This is a genomic window from Flavobacterium anhuiense, assembly GCF_900101855.1.
Taxonomy (GTDB): domain Bacteria; phylum Bacteroidota; class Bacteroidia; order Flavobacteriales; family Flavobacteriaceae; genus Flavobacterium; species Flavobacterium anhuiense.
The window spans coordinates 197,212-214,775 of the sequence record NZ_FMVC01000009.1 but is presented as its reverse complement, the minus strand read 5'-3'; the positions used below and the strand labels follow the sequence as shown (position 1 = coordinate 214,775).

The window sequence follows — 17,564 nt, the reverse complement described above, 5'->3', positions numbered from 1 at the left end:
AATTTATTTTTTCAAAATTTTGCTAAGCAAAGGTAAATTATAAAAACAAATAAATAAAAAAACACTTCATTTTATACAATTGCCTTGGCTGACAGTACGAAAACGAATATTTTTGCTGAAAATTTCATTTCATTTGTTATTTAAACCCTAAAAAATGCTCGAAAAAAATTTCTCAGGATTTGTTCTAGAAACTGGAACTGATGAAGCCGGCAGAGGATGTTTAGCCGGGCCGGTTACTGCCGCAGCTATAATTTTACCCGAACATTTTGAGAATACAATTCTGAATGACAGTAAGCAATTGTCTGAAAAAACGAGAGCCTTATTAAGGCCAATTCTCGAAAAAGAAGCTGTATGTTTTTCTGTAACACATTTGTTTCCAGATGAAATTGACGAAATAAACATTCTAAATGCTTCGATGAAAGGAATGCAGGAATGTATTTTGAAACTAAAACATGTTCCTGAATATATTATAGTTGACGGAAATCGTTCCTTGAATGCTAAACTCGGACTTAAAAACACTTTTGGAAGGCAGTTTTCTAAAGATGAAATTGCTCTTTTAAAATCGATTCCGAACCAAAGTATTATAAAAGGCGACGGCAAATATCTTAGCATTGCAGCGGCATCTGTTTTAGCAAAAACCTATCGCGACGAATATATGGACAAAATTCACGAAGAATTTCCGATGTACAATTGGAAACAAAACAAAGGATATCCAACTAAAGAACATCGTGAAGCTATTAAGGAATTTGGAACTACAAAATATCATAGAATGAGTTTTAGACTTTTGCCAGAGCAGTTAGAACTTGATTTTTTTGAATAAAAAAAACGACCTAAAAAGGTCGTTTTTTTATTTTTTGCTTTTTAAGAATTCTGCAAACTGTTTTGTATCATAATAAAAAGATCTCACATCTGTAATTTTTCCGTCCTTCAGATCGATATGTTCTGAAATTGGAACTGACATGGTTTTGCCTGATTTCTTTGATTTACAGCTCATTATAAAATAAATGATCACTTCATTTTTAGAAGCATCACTAAAATAGGTTGGTTCTTTTTCTATCTGAAGATCAAAAAATTCTGTTGATTTTGTAAACATCTTTGTCCATTCGCTAAAACCTGTATAAGTTCCTCCATACGGTAATCCAACAGCTTGATTGTAAACTGCACCGTCTGCAACTACAGTAGCCACAGCATCAAAATCTCTTGTTTTAAAAAGGCTTTCGTAATATTTAGCTGCTACTTTCAAATTATCAGCTTCCAGATTTTTCAGAATATCAGCCTCAGACAAAGTCGCTCCTTTATCCCAGAAACCAATAATTTTGCTCACTTGTCCTTTACCGTTTAAACGTGCAAAATCACGTCCTGCCATTATTAGGTTGTTTTTGGAATCCAAAACTTTCCATTCCCAGGTTACATAGTTATCTTTTACAATTTTGGATCCTGATGTTAATATCGCATCTGGATTTTTCTTGTAAAATTCGTTGATTACATTATTAAATGCCGTAATTCCTTTTATAGAAGCCGAAGGATCTTCAAAAGTACTGTCTTCTAACCAAATAGATTTAATCATCTTTAATCTGGTATCGCTGTTTTTTTCCTGCCACACTTTTTCATAAACTGCAACTGGATATAATTTATCTTTCTTTTGGGCAAAAAGACCGTTAAGCGCAAAAAGGAAACAGAATAAGTAGATTTTTCTCATAAGCAATTGGAAATAAAATGAAATTTTAATTTAATAGTATAAAATCAAATTTAGCATAAATAGCTAAGAGAATTACAAGGAGTTTAGAATTTGCCATCCCTTCAAAATCTTAACTTTTGAGAAATGGTTTTTCTCTTTTTTGAATATAAATTTAAGAAAAAAAACGCTTTCTATTTAAAAATAAGGTTCCTGTTTTGGATTTTAAAAACAATGTAACTATGCATTTATTCCAAGAAAAATTGATTTGCATTTAACAACACTCATATTTAAAGGCTATTTATTTTACGAAATGCAAATCGAGGAGCTATTCTAAAAAGAAAATAAAGCAGTTTTACTTTTGCAATTCTTATTTCAGTCTGATTTTGAGATATACTTTCAAGCATTTCTGAGACTGCATCTTGAGGTGAAATTGCAATTTTAGAAACATTTCCTTTGTGCCAAGGAGTATCTACTACTGGAAATAACACTTCTATAACCTTGATTTTTTCTTTTTTCAACTGTTCTCTTAAAACTTGAGTAAAAGAATGCAGACCCGATTTTGAGGCATTATAAAACGGGTAAATTGTTCTTGGAACATAAACCAATCCTGTGGTAATATTTATTATTTTAGGATTTTGATTTTGGATTAAAATCGGATACAAAAGCTTGATTAAACGAATTGGTGCATTTAGATTAACCGAGAATTCTTCATTCATTTTTTCTAACAAAAATCGGTCTTCTACAAAATGAGCTTTATTGGCAATAGCAGCATTATTAATTAAAACATTGACCTTAGGATAATTAATACGAAGCCATTCTGCAAAATCTTCGCATTCTAATTCCCGAGCAATGTCACACTTGTAAATGACTAAATTGGGCAATCGCTTTTTGGCCTCTTCAAGCTTTTCCAAAGAACGTGAACAAGTTATCACGTTATTGTCCTTTTCTATAAACTGTCGGCACATTTCAAATCCTAAACCTGAGCTTCCTCCAGTAATAACAATAGTATTATTTGAGATTTCCATAATTTCATTTTTTAAATTAGAAATCAAAAATAGTTCTCCTGCTATGGACTTGCATTGACCTATGTTAAGTCTTAATTTTTCTTTTGAGTCTGCTGAAAGATTCTGGCTGAATACCTAAATAAGAAGCTATAATTTGTTGTGAAACACGATTTTCGATATCAGGAAATTCAGCAATAAAAATTTCATATCGCTTTTCAGCATCTAAAAGAAGCAGTTCTCTTTCTCGTTTTTCTTTTATAGAAAATGCTTTTTCAAGAATTTGAACAAGAAAGACATTCCAAAATGGATTTTTTCCTTTTATTTCTATCCAGCTTGAATAATCAATTTCCAAGATCTCGGAATCTTCTAAAGCTTCTATCGAAAAATAGGAAGGAGTATTATAAATCATAGCCGAATAAGAACTTATAAAATTCCGTTCGGCTATAATATTTTTAGTGAATTCGTTTCCGTTTTCGTGAGTGTAAACATATCGAAACAAACCTTTTACCACAAAAGCCATTTTACGAGGCACTTGACCTTCACGAATAAAATAGCCTGCCTTAGCTATTTTACCATATTGTGCAATACTCAATAACTCCTGTAATTCTTTTTCTGGAAGATTTAAATGCTTCAAAAATGATTTTTTGTCTTCATTTTCCATACTCGAATTATTTTGAATCTTTTAAACAAATTCAGCTTCGAATAGTTCGGTAAAATGTTTGATGATTTTAGATTTTACTTCTTCTTCATCTACTTTCTCCACACCAAGTTCTACATTTAAAGATGTGACACCTTTTCCGCGAATACCGCATGGAATAATATTATCAAAATAACCCAAATCTACATTTACGTTTAAGGCAAATCCGTGCATGGTAACCCAACGTGAAGCGCGAACCCCCATTGCACAAATCTTACGAGCAAACGGAGTTCCTACACCTAGCCAAACTCCCGTTTCTCCTTCACTTCTACCCGATTCTAAACCATATTCGGCCAAAGTCAGAATAATAGATTCTTCTAACAAACGAAGGTATTTATGGATATCGGTAAAGAAATTTTCTAAATCTAAAATCGGATAACCTACAATTTGTCCTGGTCCATGATAGGTAATATCACCGCCACGATTAATTTTATAAAATGTCGCTCCTTTAGCTTCCAGCTGTTTTTCGTTTAATAATAAATTTTCAAGATCACCGCTTTTCCCTAAAGTATAAACATGCGGATGCTCAACAAACAATAAATAATTTGGCGTTGGCAGATCAAGTTCTTCTCTTCTGTTCTTAATTTTTAAATCGACAATATCCTTAAAAATTTCTTCTTGATATTCCCAGGTCGATTTATAATCTCTTTTGCCCAGATCCTGAAGTTGGATTTTTTTATTCATTTTAATTATTTTTCAAACTCAACATCGAAGTTCAGTTTGTCAGGATTCTCCATATAATCCGTAAAAGAGTATTGAATTGTGATTGATTTTCGATCGTCGCTAAACAATGCATTTGGATTAGAAACTTTCTTAATTTTTTTTGGAAAATGATAGTTTACAATATAGCTAGATGATGCGAACATCATTTTGGTCATATCTGCAGCCGTATCTTTTGCCTTCGCAGCCTGTAATTTTTGTTGATCGACTACTGCTTTTCTTGTAAATTTCTTTCCGTCGTAAGTATAGCTTAATTTACTGCCATTATCTCCAAAACCATTTCCAAGTGGAGATGCATTTGCTCCTCCTTCTAATTTCTGAAAGGTGCTTAAAGTTTGTAAAATATCCTGAAGCTCATTGACATTTTTAAAATCTGTTCCTAAGTTCATTAAAAACTGTTTTTTTTCAGAACTCATTTTTGTTGAAACCACAAAATTCTCAAGCTTTTTAAGCTCTTTCTGAGTTTCTGGTGATAACTTAGCAATACTGTCTTTTTTTTCTTCAAATAGTTGCTTGAAAGTAAAAGTCGTATCGATATCTTTTTTAGCATCTCCCATTTGACCTGCAATCTGATCTCCAGCCATTTCCATTAAGGCAGAACCATCCATGTCTACCGAAAATTTTCCGGTTCCGTTATCATTAATGTAAATGTTTTCAGTAAAAGTACAGCTAGTTAAAGTTGCTATTAAAAAAGAAAAACTAAGTAATTTATATAATTTCATCGCAGTATATTTTTATCAAAGATACAAAGACTATTTTTAAAAATACACTTTATTAAAAACCACCAATTATTATTCAAATTCTACTTTGAACCCAAAATCCACGCTGCTTTCTTGCATATTGCCTAATGGCATTTCGGCAATAAAGCTTTTTCTATCTGCTGCTACTACTGCATTTTTGATAGAAACCGTTTTAATCCTTTTAGGAAAATGATATTCGACTGTATATTTACATTCCTTCATCATTTCTTCTATTTGTTTTGAAAATGGATCATCACTCTTTTCTTTCTTAGCTTCTTTTTTCTTTTTAGCTTTTTTATCTTCTTTAGAAGGTGTTACCGATTTAATAAAAACTTTGCCATCGTAAAAAATAGTAGTACTTGACTTTTCTTCAGATTTTGGCGCAGCGCTTAAAGCTCCTAATCTTTTTTTGTCAGTAGCCGCCAGAGCTTCTAAACTTTCAGTGGGTGTGGCAATAGTTTTAAAATCTGTTCCGGCAGGAAAATCAAATGCCATAGCATATTCGAATTGCTTTTTTTCATCATTTACCTTTATGCTTACTTTAAAATCTTCTAGAATTTCAAGTTTCTCTTTTTCTTTCTCGAGCTGCTCAATTTTTTCCTTATCAGCATCTGACAATTTAGAAATACTGTCTTTTATTTTGGCTAGCACATCTTTGAAGGTAAAAGTAGTGTCTAAGACTTTATTAACTTTAGTCGAATCTGTTTTTTTCATACCCATTTTATACATCGGTGACATGTCAAAGCCGTAAGAAAAAGTTCCCGATCCATCTTCATTCATAACCATTTTTTCCTTAAGCGTACAGCTTGTAATACAAAGTACAATAAAAAAGCAAAGTAAAATTCTTTTCATAATTGAGGTTTAAGTTGTTCAAGCGAAGATACTTTCTTTTAAGAATTATTTGAATCGTGTTTTAAAACAACTTCAAATTCGCTATTTATGACCACATACAAATAGATGTAAATCAAATAACTAACACTAAACCATGTTTTATATTTGTTAAAAACGAATTTATTCTTATAGCGATCAATGTTTGCTAAAGATGGTTGAAAGCCAATAAATTGATGTCACAAAAAATCTAAAAAGTCCATTCTAAAATCTGCATTCTTTTCTTTATCTTTGCACACTTAAAAAAATAGCACAAAAAATGGCATTATCAGAACAAGAAATCATCAGAAGAGAAAAACTTCAAAACTTACGCAATCTGGGAATCAATCCTTATCCAGCTAATCTTTTTCCTGTAGATCATACATCAAAGCAGATAAAGGAAACTTTTGAGGAAGGTAAGAAGGTTATCGTTGCAGGACGTTTGATGAGTGTTCGTGATCAAGGTAAAGCTTGTTTTGCTGAATTGCAAGACAGCGAAGGACGTATTCAATTGTACGTGAATCGTGATGTTTTGTGCGAAGGTGACGATAAAACTTTATACAACCAAGTATTCAAAAAATTAACCGATTTAGGAGATTTTATTGGTATTGAAGGTGAATTGTTTACTACACAAGTGGGTGCAAAATGTATTCGTGTAACTGGTTTTACTTTCTTGAGTAAAACATTACGTCCGTTACCATTACCAAAAGTTGATGAAGACGGAAAAGTGCACGATGCTTTCAATGACGCTGAATTACGTTATAGAATGCGTTATGTAGATTTAACTGTAAATCCGCAAGTTAAAGAAACTTTCCTTAAGAGAACTAAATTGTTCACTGCTATGAGAGAGTACTTTAACAATGCAGGATATCTTGAAGTAGATACTCCGGTTTTACAGTCAATTCCTGGTGGGGCTTCGGCAAGACCATTTATTACGCACCACAACTCGCTTGATATTCCGCTTTACATGCGTATTGCCAATGAGTTATACTTAAAAAGATTAATTGTTGGTGGATTTGAAGGTGTTTATGAGTTCTCTAGAAACTTCCGTAACGAAGGCATGGACAGAACGCATAATCCTGAATTTACTGCAATGGAAATATATGTAGCCTACAAAGACTACAATTGGATGATGGACTTTGCCGAAGGTTTATTGGAGCACTGTGCAATTGCTGTAAATGGTACGAGCGAAGTAACTTTTGGTGAGCACAAAATCAACTTCAAAGCACCTTATGCACGTGTTACCATGACAGATTCTATCAAACATTTTACAGGTTTTGATATTTCTGGAAAAACAGAACAGGAATTGTTTGAAGCAGCACGCGGAATGGGAATCGAGGTTGACGAAACAATGGGTAAAGGAAAATTAATCGATGAGATTTTCGGAGCAAAATGTGAAGGAAATTATATTCAGCCAACTTTCATTACAGATTATCCAAAAGAAATGTCTCCGCTTTGTAAAGAGCACCGCGATAATCCAGATTTGACTGAGCGTTTTGAATTAATGGTTTGCGGAAAAGAAATCGCAAATGCGTATTCTGAATTAAATGACCCAATTGACCAAAGAGAGCGTTTTGAAGATCAAATGCGTCTTTCTGAAAAAGGTGATGATGAAGCAAATGGAATTATCGACGAAGATTTCTTAAGAGCTCTTGAGTACGGTATGCCTCCAACTTCTGGAATGGGAATTGGAATGGATCGTTTGATTATGTATTTGACGAATAACGCTTCTATTCAGGAAGTTTTATTATTCCCTCAAATGCGTCCTGAGAAAAAACAAGCTCAGATCGAATTGACAGAAGAAGAAAAAGTAATCGTGACTTTATTAAAAGGAAACGAGAATAAAATGGATTTATCTCAGCTAAAAGTTTCAGCTAATCTTAGCGGTAAAAAATGGGATGCTTCTATGAAAAACTTATCTAAACACGGTTTAACTAAAGTTGTTGTGGATGGTGAGTTTAAGTTTGTAGAATTGGTGGGGTAATTTTGTCCTATTTTATTATAAATACAGCCCGATAGGTTTATAACTTATCGGGTTTTTCGTTTTATTTACATAACTTTGATTAATTAAAATGCATTATTATGAGCACTTTAGAAATAAAATTAGAAATTTTTGATAAACTAAAAAATATTGAAGATGTCAGTCTTCTGGAGAAAATTAGAAATCTTCTAAAAAATGCAGATACATCAGGTATTTATCAATTTGAAGACTATGAATTAGATATGCTGAGAGAAAGTGAAGAAGATATAAAATATGGAAGGGTTATTTCTCAAGAAGATTTAGATAAAGAAGATCTAGAATGGCTGTCAGAATAATTTGGACTAATGCCGCAGTTAATCAAAGAAGAAAAATATTGAATTATTGGAACAGAAGAAACAAGTCAAAAACGTATTCAAGAAAATTAGTTTTAGAAATAACACAAAGAACTAAATTCTTAGTTGAAAATCCTGAGATTTATGTTAAAACCAGCTTTCCAGATATCAGATCCTCAACGTTAGGCCATTATAATATCTTTTATAAAGTAACTCCAAAAGAATTAATTGTTATAGCATTTTGGGATAACAGAAGAAATCCCAAAATCCTTTCTAAAATTCTAAAAAAATAAAAAATAAACCCGACAGATTTTTTAACTGTCGGGTTTTCTATTTAAAATAATCTGATTAAAACGAATACTTCTCCAATTTCTCTCCTTGAATATCCAAAACTTTTGTACTCTCTTTTGGAATATCACTTATGATTTCTTGAACTGATGGATTGGAAGGATATTTTCCGTTTTTCATTTTTAGAAGATGAAATTTTCCTCCGCTTTCAAATATAAGATCATAAAATTTTTCTGTTGATGAAGTGGTTACATAAATTGGGAAATCGGTTACCGTGAAGCGATTTATTACAGTACCGTTATTATTTAAAATATAACCCGAACAGCCTCCACTTCCGCAGAAATAAGAATTTGAAAAACCAACCAAATATTCGTTTTTCTTATCATTATTTAAGTCGAAAGCATCATAATAAAAATAGCGATCGTCTTTAGTCATTGCGGGAATATCATTCTTCAATAAAATCAATAATTGTTTGCGTATTAAGTCTACTGCTTTATCTTCTTTTGGAGTAGCTTCACTCAAATTTGCCGTTCCACCAAGTGTTTTAGACAATGTATCTTGAACAACCGTTTTTACAATATTTTTCGAATTTTCTTTATTCTGGCAAGAACTCAGTGCCAAAATTGCGATTAGAATTAAAATCTTATTTTTCATCATTTGAAATTTTAAATTCGTCATAATTTACACCAGCAATGCAGCTTTATTTTCAATATCATTTTGCGACAGCAACGATTTTATATTATTGAAAGTCACCAAAGCAATCTGCGTCAAAGCTTCATTGGTAAAAAACGCCTGATGTGCGGTTACCAAAACATTCGGAAAACTCATCAAACGCTGAATCGCATCATCTTGAATAATGTCTGCAGAAAGATCTCTAAAAAACAATTTTTCCTCCTGTTCGTAAACATCAATTCCTAAATAACCTATTTTTCCTTCTTTTAAACCTTCAATTACTGAAGACGTTTCTATCAAGCCACCACGACTTGTATTGATAATCATAACACTATCTTTCATAAAAGAAATAGAAGTGGTATTGATAACATGTTTAGTCTGTTCATTTAGTGGACAATGAAGCGAAATAATATCACTTGCTTTAAAGATTTCTTCTAAACCCACAAAAGAAACGCCGTCCTTTTTCATTTCTTCATTTTCGACAATATCATAAGCCAAAACATTACAGCCAAAACCTAATACAATTTTAGAAAATGCTTTTCCTATATTTCCAGTTCCAATAATTCCAATTGTTTTTCCGAATAAATCAAAACCCAATAATCCGTTTAAAGAAAAATTTTGCTCACGAACTCTATTGTAAGCTTTATGCGTTTTTCTGTTTAAAGTCAAAATCATCGCCATAGCATGCTCCGCAACTGCTTGCGGAGAATAAGCGGGAACTCGGCAAACTTTTATTCCATGTTTTTTAGCCGCTTCCAAATCAACATTATTAAATCCAGCACAGCGTAAAGCAATTATTTTTACCTTTTTTTCTGCTAATTGATTGATAACCGTTTCGTTTACGATGTCATTTACAAAGACACAAACAATCTCGCATTCTTCAATTAAAGCTACAGTTTGCGGATTCAATTGTGTCTCAAAAAAGTCCAACTGAAAACCAAAATCTTCATTGTATTTATTAAAAAACGTTTTATCGTAGGGTTGAGTAGAGAAAAAGGCAATTTTATTCATGTTTTTTGAATTAATTCATTTCAAATTCTTTATTCCTTAAAAATAAGAAAATATTTTCAATTCACACTTAACTAAATTGCTAATCAACTACTTTTCAATTTGTTAAAAAAGATATAATTTTTCAAAGTTCATTAAACCTGTTTTATTTAAAAAAGTCTAACTCTGTATAACAATTAAAAAACTTAACACATGAAAAAATTATTAATTGCGGCTATGTTATTTGTTGGAATAGCAAGTTTTGCACAAGACATGGATCAAAAACCAGCGCGTGAGCAAAGGGAAAGAATGACCCCAGAACAGCGTAATGAGAAACAGCTTCAAAAACTGACTACAGAATTAAATTTAGATGCTAGCCAGCAAGCACAGGTAAAACAGCTTTTAGCAGATAGAAGCGCAAAAGCCGAAAAATTTAGAGAAGCTAGAAAAGAAAAAAAAGACAGCAACACAAAACCAACTGCTGAAGAAAAGGCAGCTTTCAAAAAACAAATGGAAGAAGAAGTCGCAGCAAATGATGCTAAAATGAAATCAATCTTAAAAGCTGACCAATACACAAAATGGAAAGCTCTTCAAGAGGAGAAGAAAGACAAAATGAGGGAAAAAATGAAAGAGCGCAAACAAGATAAAATATAATTTGGCGCATAAAAAAAGAGGCTTTTAAAAGCCTCTTTTTTTATTTAAAATGTTTTTGATACTTTATCTATCGCATTGATGGTAAAGTCTAAATCTTCGTAAGTCAATGCATCTGTAATAAACCACGTTTCGTATGCAGATGGCGCGATATAAACGCCTTCTTGCAATAATCCATGGAAGAATTTCTTAAACGTTTCGTTATCTCCTTTTGCAGCCGTTTGGAAATCGGTAACAGGATCTGCGTCAAAGTGAACAGAAATCATAGAACCTACTCTATTGATTGTAAACACAACATTATTGGCTTTTAACACTCTATCGATTCCTGCTTCCAAATAAGCCGTTTTTTCTTCTAAACGGGTAAAAATTTCTCTATCAGAATCAAGTGCTTTTAACATTGCTAATCCAGCAGCCATTGCCAACGGATTTCCAGACAATGTTCCTGCTTGATAAACTGGTCCAAGAGGCGCTAAATAATTCATTATTTCTTCACGAGCTGCGAAAGCTCCAACTGGAAGTCCGCCACCTATAACTTTTCCGAAGGTCACGATATCTGCATCAATTCCGTATAATTCCTGGACTCCACCACGCGCTAAACGGAAACCTGTCATAACCTCATCAAAAATCAATAAGATTCCGTTTGCTGTACACAATTCTCTTAAACCTTCTAGAAAACCTTTTGCAGGCGGAATACAACCCATATTTCCTGCAACTGCTTCGATAATAATGGCTGCAATTTCTCCTTTATTAGCATCAATTAGAGTTTTTACATTCTCTAAATCATTATATTTTGCTAACAAAGTATCTTTTGCTGTTCCTTGTGTAACTCCTGGACTATTTGGCGAACCAAAAGTTACAGCTCCACTTCCCGCCTGAATCAAAAATGAATCTGAATGTCCGTGGTAACAGCCTGCAAATTTGATGATTTTATCTCTTTTTGTAAATCCGCGAGCCAAACGAATCGCACTCATGCAAGCTTCTGTTCCAGAATTTACAAAACGAATTTTATCAATATTCGGAACCATAGAAACAGCCAAAGCTGCAATTTCAGTTTCCAATTCTGTTGGCATCCCAAATGAAGTTCCTAGTTTAGCTTTTTCAATAACAGCATCAACAACTGGCTGATACGCATGACCTAAAACCATTGGTCCCCAAGAGTTGATGTAATCGATTAATTTGTTTCCGTCTTCATCATATAAATAAGCGCCTTTAGCACTTTTTACAAAAATCGGAGTTCCGCCAACCGCTTTAAACGCTCTTACTGGTGAATTTACTCCTCCCGGAATTACTTTTTCTGCTTCAGCAAAAAGCTGACTACTTCTTTTATATAACATTATAATATTAGATTTCTGATATTAGATTTTAGATTGTTTGAAAACTGCAACTGAACAGTAAAACTGAAAACTTATTTCACTTTCAACCTCTGTCCGATCGAAATTGCATTATCAGTAAGATTATTTTTTCTTTTTAAATCTTCAACCAATAGATTGAATTTCTTTGAAATGGAGTATAGCGTATCTCCTTTTTGAACCTCATACATATTCGGATCGTATTGATCCATATTGATCTTTGGATCAGAAGCGACATCATAAGATGATTTTTTTGGTGGAGCTGTCGAAGTATTTATTGGCACATAATTTCTTCCTGTAACCTGACAATCGTATTGATGCAGATTGTATCGTTCAATATAACTGATCAATTTATCAGGATATTTAGGATCTGTTGCGTATCCACAAGCTCTAAGTCCTTTTGCCCAAGCTTTGTAATCGTCTTTTTCGTAAGTGAATAAGCTAGCGTATCGTTTTTTTCCAACCAAAAATAAAGCGTGATCTCTATACGATTCTGATGCTTGAGGGTATTTTCTAAAACATTCCTGAGCCGAGTCATCGTCGTGGCGGACACTTTCTCCCAACCAATCATTATGACATTTTATTCCAAAATGATTATTAGCATCTACAGCTAGATCTCCTCTTCCTGCACCAGATTCTAAAATTCCCTGCGCCAAAATAATACTCGCTGGAATTCCGTACGTTTTCATATTACCCATTGCAATTTCTTTATACTGCAACACATAATTATTAATCAAATCGCTGGTAACAACTGTTTTGGATGTAGATTGAATAACCTCAGTTGTATTATTTGTAGAAGGGTAATTTTTACCGATGGGTTTAGCAGGAGTACTTCTTTTTGTTGAAGCCGTTCGGGTTTGAACAGCTGCCGCTTTTTTAGTCGTCGCGATGGCAGGCTTACTAGAAGAGCAGCTTGCTAAAGCTAATATTACGAGAAGTAATACAATTTTTTTAATCATTGGTTTTGAGTATTGGTAATTTCTTCTGCTTCAACTTTATATTCATTCCGTCAATTCCCTGCAATCCGCCTGTGTGAATGAGTAAAATTTTTGAATGGGCAGGAAAATAATTTTTGCTGATTAAATCTATAACGCCAAAAACCATCTTTCCTGTATAAATTGGATCTAAGGGCACTTTTGTTTTTTCAAAAAAAGCATTAATAAATTCAATTAATTCTAAATTTATCTTGCCATAACCTCCAAAATGATAGTCAGAAATTAAATTCCAGTTATCTTTTTTTGCAAAAATACGAATTTCATCGTTTAAAAAGCCACCTTTTAACGCTGGAAAACCCAAAATTTTCTGATTTGGCAACACACTATTAATTAATCCCGAAATCGTACCGCCAGTTCCAACCGCACAGCAAACGTAATCAAAAACCGAATCTTCTTCTGTTAAAATCTCTTCACAACCTTTTACAGCGAGTTCATTTGTGCCGCCTTCTGGAACTAAATAAAAATCACCAAACTTGTCTTTCATTTTCTCAATAAAAGATGCTTCGCTTTTTAAACGATACTCTTCTCTGGAAACAAACTCAAACTCCATTCCGTTTTCTTGAACAAATTTAAGCGTTGGATTTTCTTCAATTTTATCGAAAAGTTCGTCTCCGCGAATGATTCCGATAGTTTTAAAACCTTGCTCTTTTCCTGCATAAGCCACAGCTGCAATATGGTTCGAAAATGCTCCTCCAAAAGTCAATAAAGTGTCTTTATTTTCAGCTTTCGCCTGAAGCAAATTGTATTTCAGCTTTCTGAATTTATTTCCCGAAACAAAAGGATGAATGAGATCTTCGCGCTTTATTGTCAGCGAAATATTATTCGGAAATTGAATATTTATGGATTGATTGAAAACTGGATTCATTTTAATATGATATAATTCAGAAACTGAAAAAATGATCGCTTTTTGAGATAGTTCAAATTAGTTTCGTTTGTATACGCTTCTCTTTCAAAGCTAATGTTTCGGTACGCTAAATCTTTGTTTTTGTATTGAATTAACCGAATTAAAAACTCAAAAACATACCAAATAAAGAATGGAAGAATTAACATTTCTAATTGCTGACGTAAATGTATTTTTTCATGATTAACAAAAACTCCATTTGCTTTATCAAAATCATATTTTACCAAAACAAACGGAAATACAGCCATTCCTCGATACCCTTTCGGAATTAAATATTTGGCAACAATCAGAAACATTGGCTGTAAAATTTATAAATTTGTAGCTATAAAATTGTTCGATTTCAATAAAATCATAATCAAATATTTTTATTTTTGATTTTAATTATTCGAAAAAGAACGCGAAACAGATTTATGAAAGAGCAAAGTAATGAAAATAAATTAATCGAAGGAGAAGATTTTTACTATACGCCCGAAGGTTATAAATGCTTTACCGAAAAACATCATTTAAAACGTGGTTATTGCTGTAAAAGCGGCTGTCGTCATTGCCCGTATGGATTTGATAAAAGGACAGGAGAAATAAGAAAGAAATGAATTAGATAGTTTAAATAAATTCCAATTTTTAAATTCCAAATTCTAATCTAAAATCTAAAATCAACAATCTAAAATATTAATATGGATATCCATTCACGAAAATTCAGGATTAAAATCCACAAGTCCTATCATAGGTCGGATATCCGTTATCCTTAGTTTTTTTAATTAGAAAATGTGTCAGTTTGCCAATGAGTCAATTTGAAAATGAGACAATTAAAATAAATTCCAAATTGCTACGCCTGTTCGCTAACGCTCTGGCCCAATTACGTTGGCTAATATTTCGCTCCGCTGGAGCTTCTATATTGGATGATTATTATTTTCTATAAATATTACGCCTTTCCAAGGCTTTATTTTATCAGCTCCGAGAGGAGCGACATAATTTTATAAAAAAACAAAAAATTAATCTGTTGTTAATCTAGCTAAAATATCTTAGCATCTTAGAACCTTAGCAACTTAGCATCTCCAAAAGAAAATGACTTTCAAAGAACAAATACAACAAGGAATACCATCTATATTACCACCAAAAAAGGAATACGATCCAGCTATTAATCACGCTCCAAAAAGAAAAGAAATTCTTTCGGCAGAAGAAAAAAAATTGGCTCTTAAAAATGCTTTACGCTATTTCGATCCAAAACATCACGCTGAATTAATTCCTGAATTTTCAGAAGAATTAGAAACATATGGACGTATTTATATGTATCGTCTTCGTCCAGATTATAGAATGTACGCAAGACCAATTGACGAATATCCAGGGAAATCTTTGCAGGCAAAAGCAATTATGCACATGATTCAGAACAATTTGGATTATGCTGTGGCGCAACATCCACATGAATTAATTACGTATGGAGGAAACGGTGCTGTTTTCCAAAACTGGGCGCAATATTTATTGACAATGCAATACCTGTCTGAAATGACAGATGAGCAAACTTTAACGATGTATTCTGGCCACCCAATGGGATTATTTCCTTCGCACAAAGAAGCGCCAAGAGTTGTGGTTACAAACGGAATGGTAATCCCGAATTATTCAAAACCTGATGATTGGGAAAAAATGAATGCTTTGGGAGTTTCGCAATACGGACAAATGACTGCGGGCAGTTACATGTACATTGGTCCTCAAGGCATTGTACACGGAACAACCATTACGGTTTTAAATGGTTTCAGAAAAATAAAACAAAATCCAGAAGGAAGTTTATTTGTAACTTCTGGTCTTGGCGGAATGTCGGGCGCACAGCCAAAAGCTGGAAATATTGCAGGTTGTATTACGGTTTGTGCCGAAGTAAATCCGAAAATCACAAAAATCCGTCACGATCAGGGATGGATTAACGAAGTCGTAACTTCTACTGACGAATTAGTTGCCAGAGTAGCTTTGGCGAAAGCCAACAAAGAAACGGTTTCAATCGCTTATTTAGGAAATGTGGTTGATGTTTGGGAACGTTTTGATCAAGAAAACATTAAAATTGATTTAGGTTCAGACCAAACTTCACTTCATAATCCTTGGGCTGGAGGTTATTATCCGGTTGGAATTTCTTTTGAAGATGCTAACAAAATGATGGCAGAAAATCCAGATTTATTTAAAGAAAAAGTTCAAGAAAGCTTACGCCGTCATGCAGATGCCATTAACAAACACACTGCAAAAGGAACTTACTTTTTTGACTACGGAAATGCCTTTTTATTGGAAGCTTCACGTGCCGGAGCTGATGTAATGGCTGAAAATAATATTGATTTTAAATATCCAAGTTATGTTCAGGATATCATGGGGCCAATGTGTTTCGATTACGGATTTGGACCTTTCCGCTGGGTTTGTACTTCTGGAAAGCCTGAAGATTTATTTAAAACAGATGCTATTGCTTGTCAAGTTTTAGAAAAAATGGCAGAAACTGCTCCAAATGAAATTCAGCAGCAAATGCAGGATAACATTAAATGGATTAAAGGTGCACAAGAAAATAAATTGGTTGTTGGTTCACAAGCTCGAATTCTATATGCCGATGCCGAAGGAAGAATCAAAATTGCCGAAGCCTTTAATCAAGCCATTGCAAAAGGAGAAATTGGCGCTGTGGTTCTAGGACGCGATCACCACGACGTTTCTGGAACAGATTCTCCTTATCGAGAAACTTCAAACATATATGACGGTTCTCGTTTTACAGCCGATATGGCAATTCATAACGTGATTGGAGACAGCTTTAGAGGAGCAACTTGGGTATCAATACATAATGGCGGCGGAGTTGGCTGGGGAGAGGTCATAAATGGCGGATTTGGTATGGTTCTTGATGGTTCTACAGAGGCTTCAAAGCGTTTAGCTTCAATGCTTTTCTGGGATGTTAACAACGGAATTTCAAGACGAAGCTGGGCAAGAAATGAAGGTGCTGTTTTTGCCATAAAAAGAGCTATGGAAGTTGAGCCATTATTGAAAGTAACTTTGCCTAATTTAGTTGATGAAAGTTTGCTTTAAAATAACATAACATCCTGAGCGAAGTCGAAGGTTTATAGAAATGAAAGGGCTTCGACTCTACTCAGCCTGACAGACTTAAAAAAGAACATTAATTCTTAGAAATATGAAAACACTTAAGTTAATTCCGTTTTTGCTACTGCTGATACTTACTTCTTGCAGTACCGTGACTGTTTATTCTGATTATGACAAAACTGTCGATTTTACGCCTTATAAAACGTACGCCTATTTTAAGCCCGGAATTGACAAGGTCGAAATATCAGATTTAGACAAAAGAAGAATTCTACGTGCAATTGATGATCAAATGCAAGCTAAAGGTTTTACAAAAAGCGATAATCCAGATTTGTTAATAAACATCTTTACTAAGTCAAGAGAGCAAGTTGATGTAAACCAATTTACCGCTGGCTGGGGTTATGGCTGGGGTTGGGGTTGGAATCCTTACATGATGTACGGAGGACAAACTACAGTTTCTACTTCTACTGAAGGAACTTTATACATTGATTTGATCGATGCTAAAAAGAAAGAAATGATTTGGCAAGGTGAAGGAATTGGAACTTTGACAAGAAACATCGACAAAAAAGATGAAAAAATTGCTGAGTTTGTAGGCAAAATTTTAGCTCAATATCCGCCAGTAAAAAAATAATTTTTACATTTGCCTTTCAATCA

At 33.5% G+C, this 17,564-nt stretch carries 20 protein-coding genes; 8 read left to right on the top strand and 12 right to left on the bottom strand.

Going from position 1 to position 17,564, the window contains the following annotated elements; translation table 11 throughout:
- Nucleotides 1–154: 154 nt before the first annotated feature.
- Nucleotides 155–820, top strand: coding sequence for a ribonuclease HII (locus BLP44_RS21435; RefSeq protein WP_091136116.1), 666 nt, complete (start codon nt 155–157; stop codon nt 818–820).
- Between the two features lie 27 nt (nt 821–847).
- On the opposite strand, the gene BLP44_RS21430 is transcribed toward BLP44_RS21435, so the two are convergent.
- The 6 genes from BLP44_RS21430 to BLP44_RS21405 form a co-directional block, all read right to left on the bottom strand.
- Entirely contained in the window at nt 848–1,699 is an 852-nt protein-coding gene (locus BLP44_RS21430) for a nuclear transport factor 2 family protein (RefSeq protein ID WP_091136113.1), read from the bottom strand.
- Nucleotides 1,700–1,965: 266 nt separating this feature from the next.
- Nucleotides 1,966–2,703 (bottom strand): SDR family oxidoreductase, encoded by a 738-nt coding sequence (locus tag BLP44_RS21425; protein WP_091136109.1) that lies wholly within the window; start codon nt 2,701–2,703, stop codon nt 1,966–1,968.
- Nucleotides 2,704–2,767: 64 nt separating this feature from the next.
- On the bottom strand, nt 2,768–3,343 hold the full coding sequence (locus tag BLP44_RS21420) for a Crp/Fnr family transcriptional regulator (RefSeq protein WP_091136105.1): 576 nt from the start codon (nt 3,341–3,343) through the stop codon (nt 2,768–2,770).
- Between the two features lie 21 nt (nt 3,344–3,364).
- Nucleotides 3,365–4,063, bottom strand: a complete 699-nt coding sequence (gene lipB, locus BLP44_RS21415) for a lipoyl(octanoyl) transferase LipB (RefSeq protein ID WP_091136102.1) — start codon at nt 4,061–4,063, stop codon at nt 3,365–3,367.
- A gap of 5 nt (nt 4,064–4,068) precedes the next feature.
- Nucleotides 4,069–4,821 (bottom strand): hypothetical protein, encoded by a 753-nt coding sequence (locus BLP44_RS21410; RefSeq protein WP_066032598.1) that lies wholly within the window; start codon nt 4,819–4,821, stop codon nt 4,069–4,071.
- 69 nt (nt 4,822–4,890) lie between these two features.
- On the bottom strand, nt 4,891–5,691 hold the full coding sequence (locus BLP44_RS21405) for a hypothetical protein (RefSeq protein WP_139159228.1): 801 nt from the start codon (nt 5,689–5,691) through the stop codon (nt 4,891–4,893).
- A gap of 295 nt (nt 5,692–5,986) precedes the next feature.
- On the opposite strand from BLP44_RS21405, the gene lysS reads away from it, so the two are divergent.
- From lysS to BLP44_RS21390, 3 genes are all read left to right on the top strand, one after another.
- A complete protein-coding gene (gene lysS / locus BLP44_RS21400; protein WP_008466958.1) occupies nt 5,987–7,690 on the top strand; it encodes a lysine--tRNA ligase in 1,704 nt (567 codons plus the stop codon).
- A gap of 98 nt (nt 7,691–7,788) precedes the next feature.
- Nucleotides 7,789–8,022, top strand: coding sequence for a hypothetical protein (locus BLP44_RS21395; RefSeq protein WP_091136094.1), 234 nt, complete (start codon nt 7,789–7,791; stop codon nt 8,020–8,022).
- Nucleotides 8,007–8,312, top strand: coding sequence for a type II toxin-antitoxin system RelE/ParE family toxin (locus tag BLP44_RS21390; protein ID WP_008466960.1), 306 nt, complete (start codon nt 8,007–8,009; stop codon nt 8,310–8,312). The genes BLP44_RS21395 and BLP44_RS21390 overlap by 16 nt, the downstream gene beginning before the upstream one ends.
- 55 nt (nt 8,313–8,367) lie before the next feature.
- On the opposite strand, the gene BLP44_RS21385 is transcribed toward BLP44_RS21390, so the two are convergent.
- The gene (locus BLP44_RS21385) at nt 8,368–8,961 is read right to left on the bottom strand and encodes a hypothetical protein (protein WP_091136158.1); all 594 of its coding nucleotides are present in this window, start codon (nt 8,959–8,961) and stop codon (nt 8,368–8,370) included.
- Nucleotides 8,962–8,988: 27 nt separating this feature from the next.
- Nucleotides 8,989–9,990: a 2-hydroxyacid dehydrogenase gene (locus BLP44_RS21380; protein WP_091136090.1), complete on the bottom strand. Its 1,002-nt coding sequence runs from the start codon at nt 9,988–9,990 to the stop codon at nt 8,989–8,991.
- Nucleotides 9,991–10,179: 189 nt separating this feature from the next.
- On the opposite strand from BLP44_RS21380, the gene BLP44_RS21375 reads away from it, so the two are divergent.
- Nucleotides 10,180–10,620 carry a hypothetical protein gene (locus BLP44_RS21375; RefSeq protein WP_091136087.1) on the top strand — a complete coding sequence of 147 codons (441 nt, stop codon included), beginning with the start codon at nt 10,180–10,182 and terminating at the stop codon, nt 10,618–10,620.
- 44 nt (nt 10,621–10,664) lie between these two features.
- Here BLP44_RS21375 and hemL read toward each other — a convergent pair whose 3' ends face one another.
- The 4 genes from hemL to BLP44_RS21355 all read right to left on the bottom strand — a co-directional run bounded on the left by hemL (nt 10,665) and on the right by BLP44_RS21355 (nt 14,158).
- Complete coding sequence (hemL, locus tag BLP44_RS21370; protein WP_091136083.1) at nt 10,665–11,951, bottom strand: glutamate-1-semialdehyde 2,1-aminomutase; 1,287 nt, start codon at nt 11,949–11,951, stop codon at nt 10,665–10,667.
- A gap of 71 nt (nt 11,952–12,022) precedes the next feature.
- On the bottom strand, nt 12,023–12,925 hold the full coding sequence (locus BLP44_RS21365; protein ID WP_091136079.1) for a glucosaminidase domain-containing protein: 903 nt from the start codon (nt 12,923–12,925) through the stop codon (nt 12,023–12,025).
- Nucleotides 12,918–13,826 carry a 1-aminocyclopropane-1-carboxylate deaminase/D-cysteine desulfhydrase gene (locus BLP44_RS21360; RefSeq protein ID WP_091136077.1) on the bottom strand — a complete coding sequence of 303 codons (909 nt, stop codon included), beginning with the start codon at nt 13,824–13,826 and terminating at the stop codon, nt 12,918–12,920. The genes BLP44_RS21365 and BLP44_RS21360 overlap by 8 nt, the downstream gene beginning before the upstream one ends.
- Nucleotides 13,823–14,158 (bottom strand): hypothetical protein, encoded by a 336-nt coding sequence (locus BLP44_RS21355; protein WP_091136072.1) that lies wholly within the window; start codon nt 14,156–14,158, stop codon nt 13,823–13,825. The genes BLP44_RS21360 and BLP44_RS21355 overlap by 4 nt, the downstream gene beginning before the upstream one ends.
- Before the next feature lie 114 nt (nt 14,159–14,272).
- On the opposite strand from BLP44_RS21355, the gene BLP44_RS21350 reads away from it, so the two are divergent.
- From BLP44_RS21350 to BLP44_RS21340, 3 genes are all read left to right on the top strand, one after another.
- Nucleotides 14,273–14,452, top strand: coding sequence for a C1orf53 family protein (locus BLP44_RS21350; RefSeq protein WP_066032608.1), 180 nt, complete (start codon nt 14,273–14,275; stop codon nt 14,450–14,452).
- 472 nt (nt 14,453–14,924) lie between these two features.
- Nucleotides 14,925–16,901, top strand: coding sequence for a urocanate hydratase (locus BLP44_RS21345; RefSeq protein ID WP_091136067.1), 1,977 nt, complete (start codon nt 14,925–14,927; stop codon nt 16,899–16,901).
- A 103-nt stretch (nt 16,902–17,004) separates the two neighbouring features.
- Nucleotides 17,005–17,541 (top strand): DUF4136 domain-containing protein, encoded by a 537-nt coding sequence (locus tag BLP44_RS21340; protein ID WP_091136063.1) that lies wholly within the window; start codon nt 17,005–17,007, stop codon nt 17,539–17,541.
- Nucleotides 17,542–17,564 lie beyond the last annotated feature (23 nt).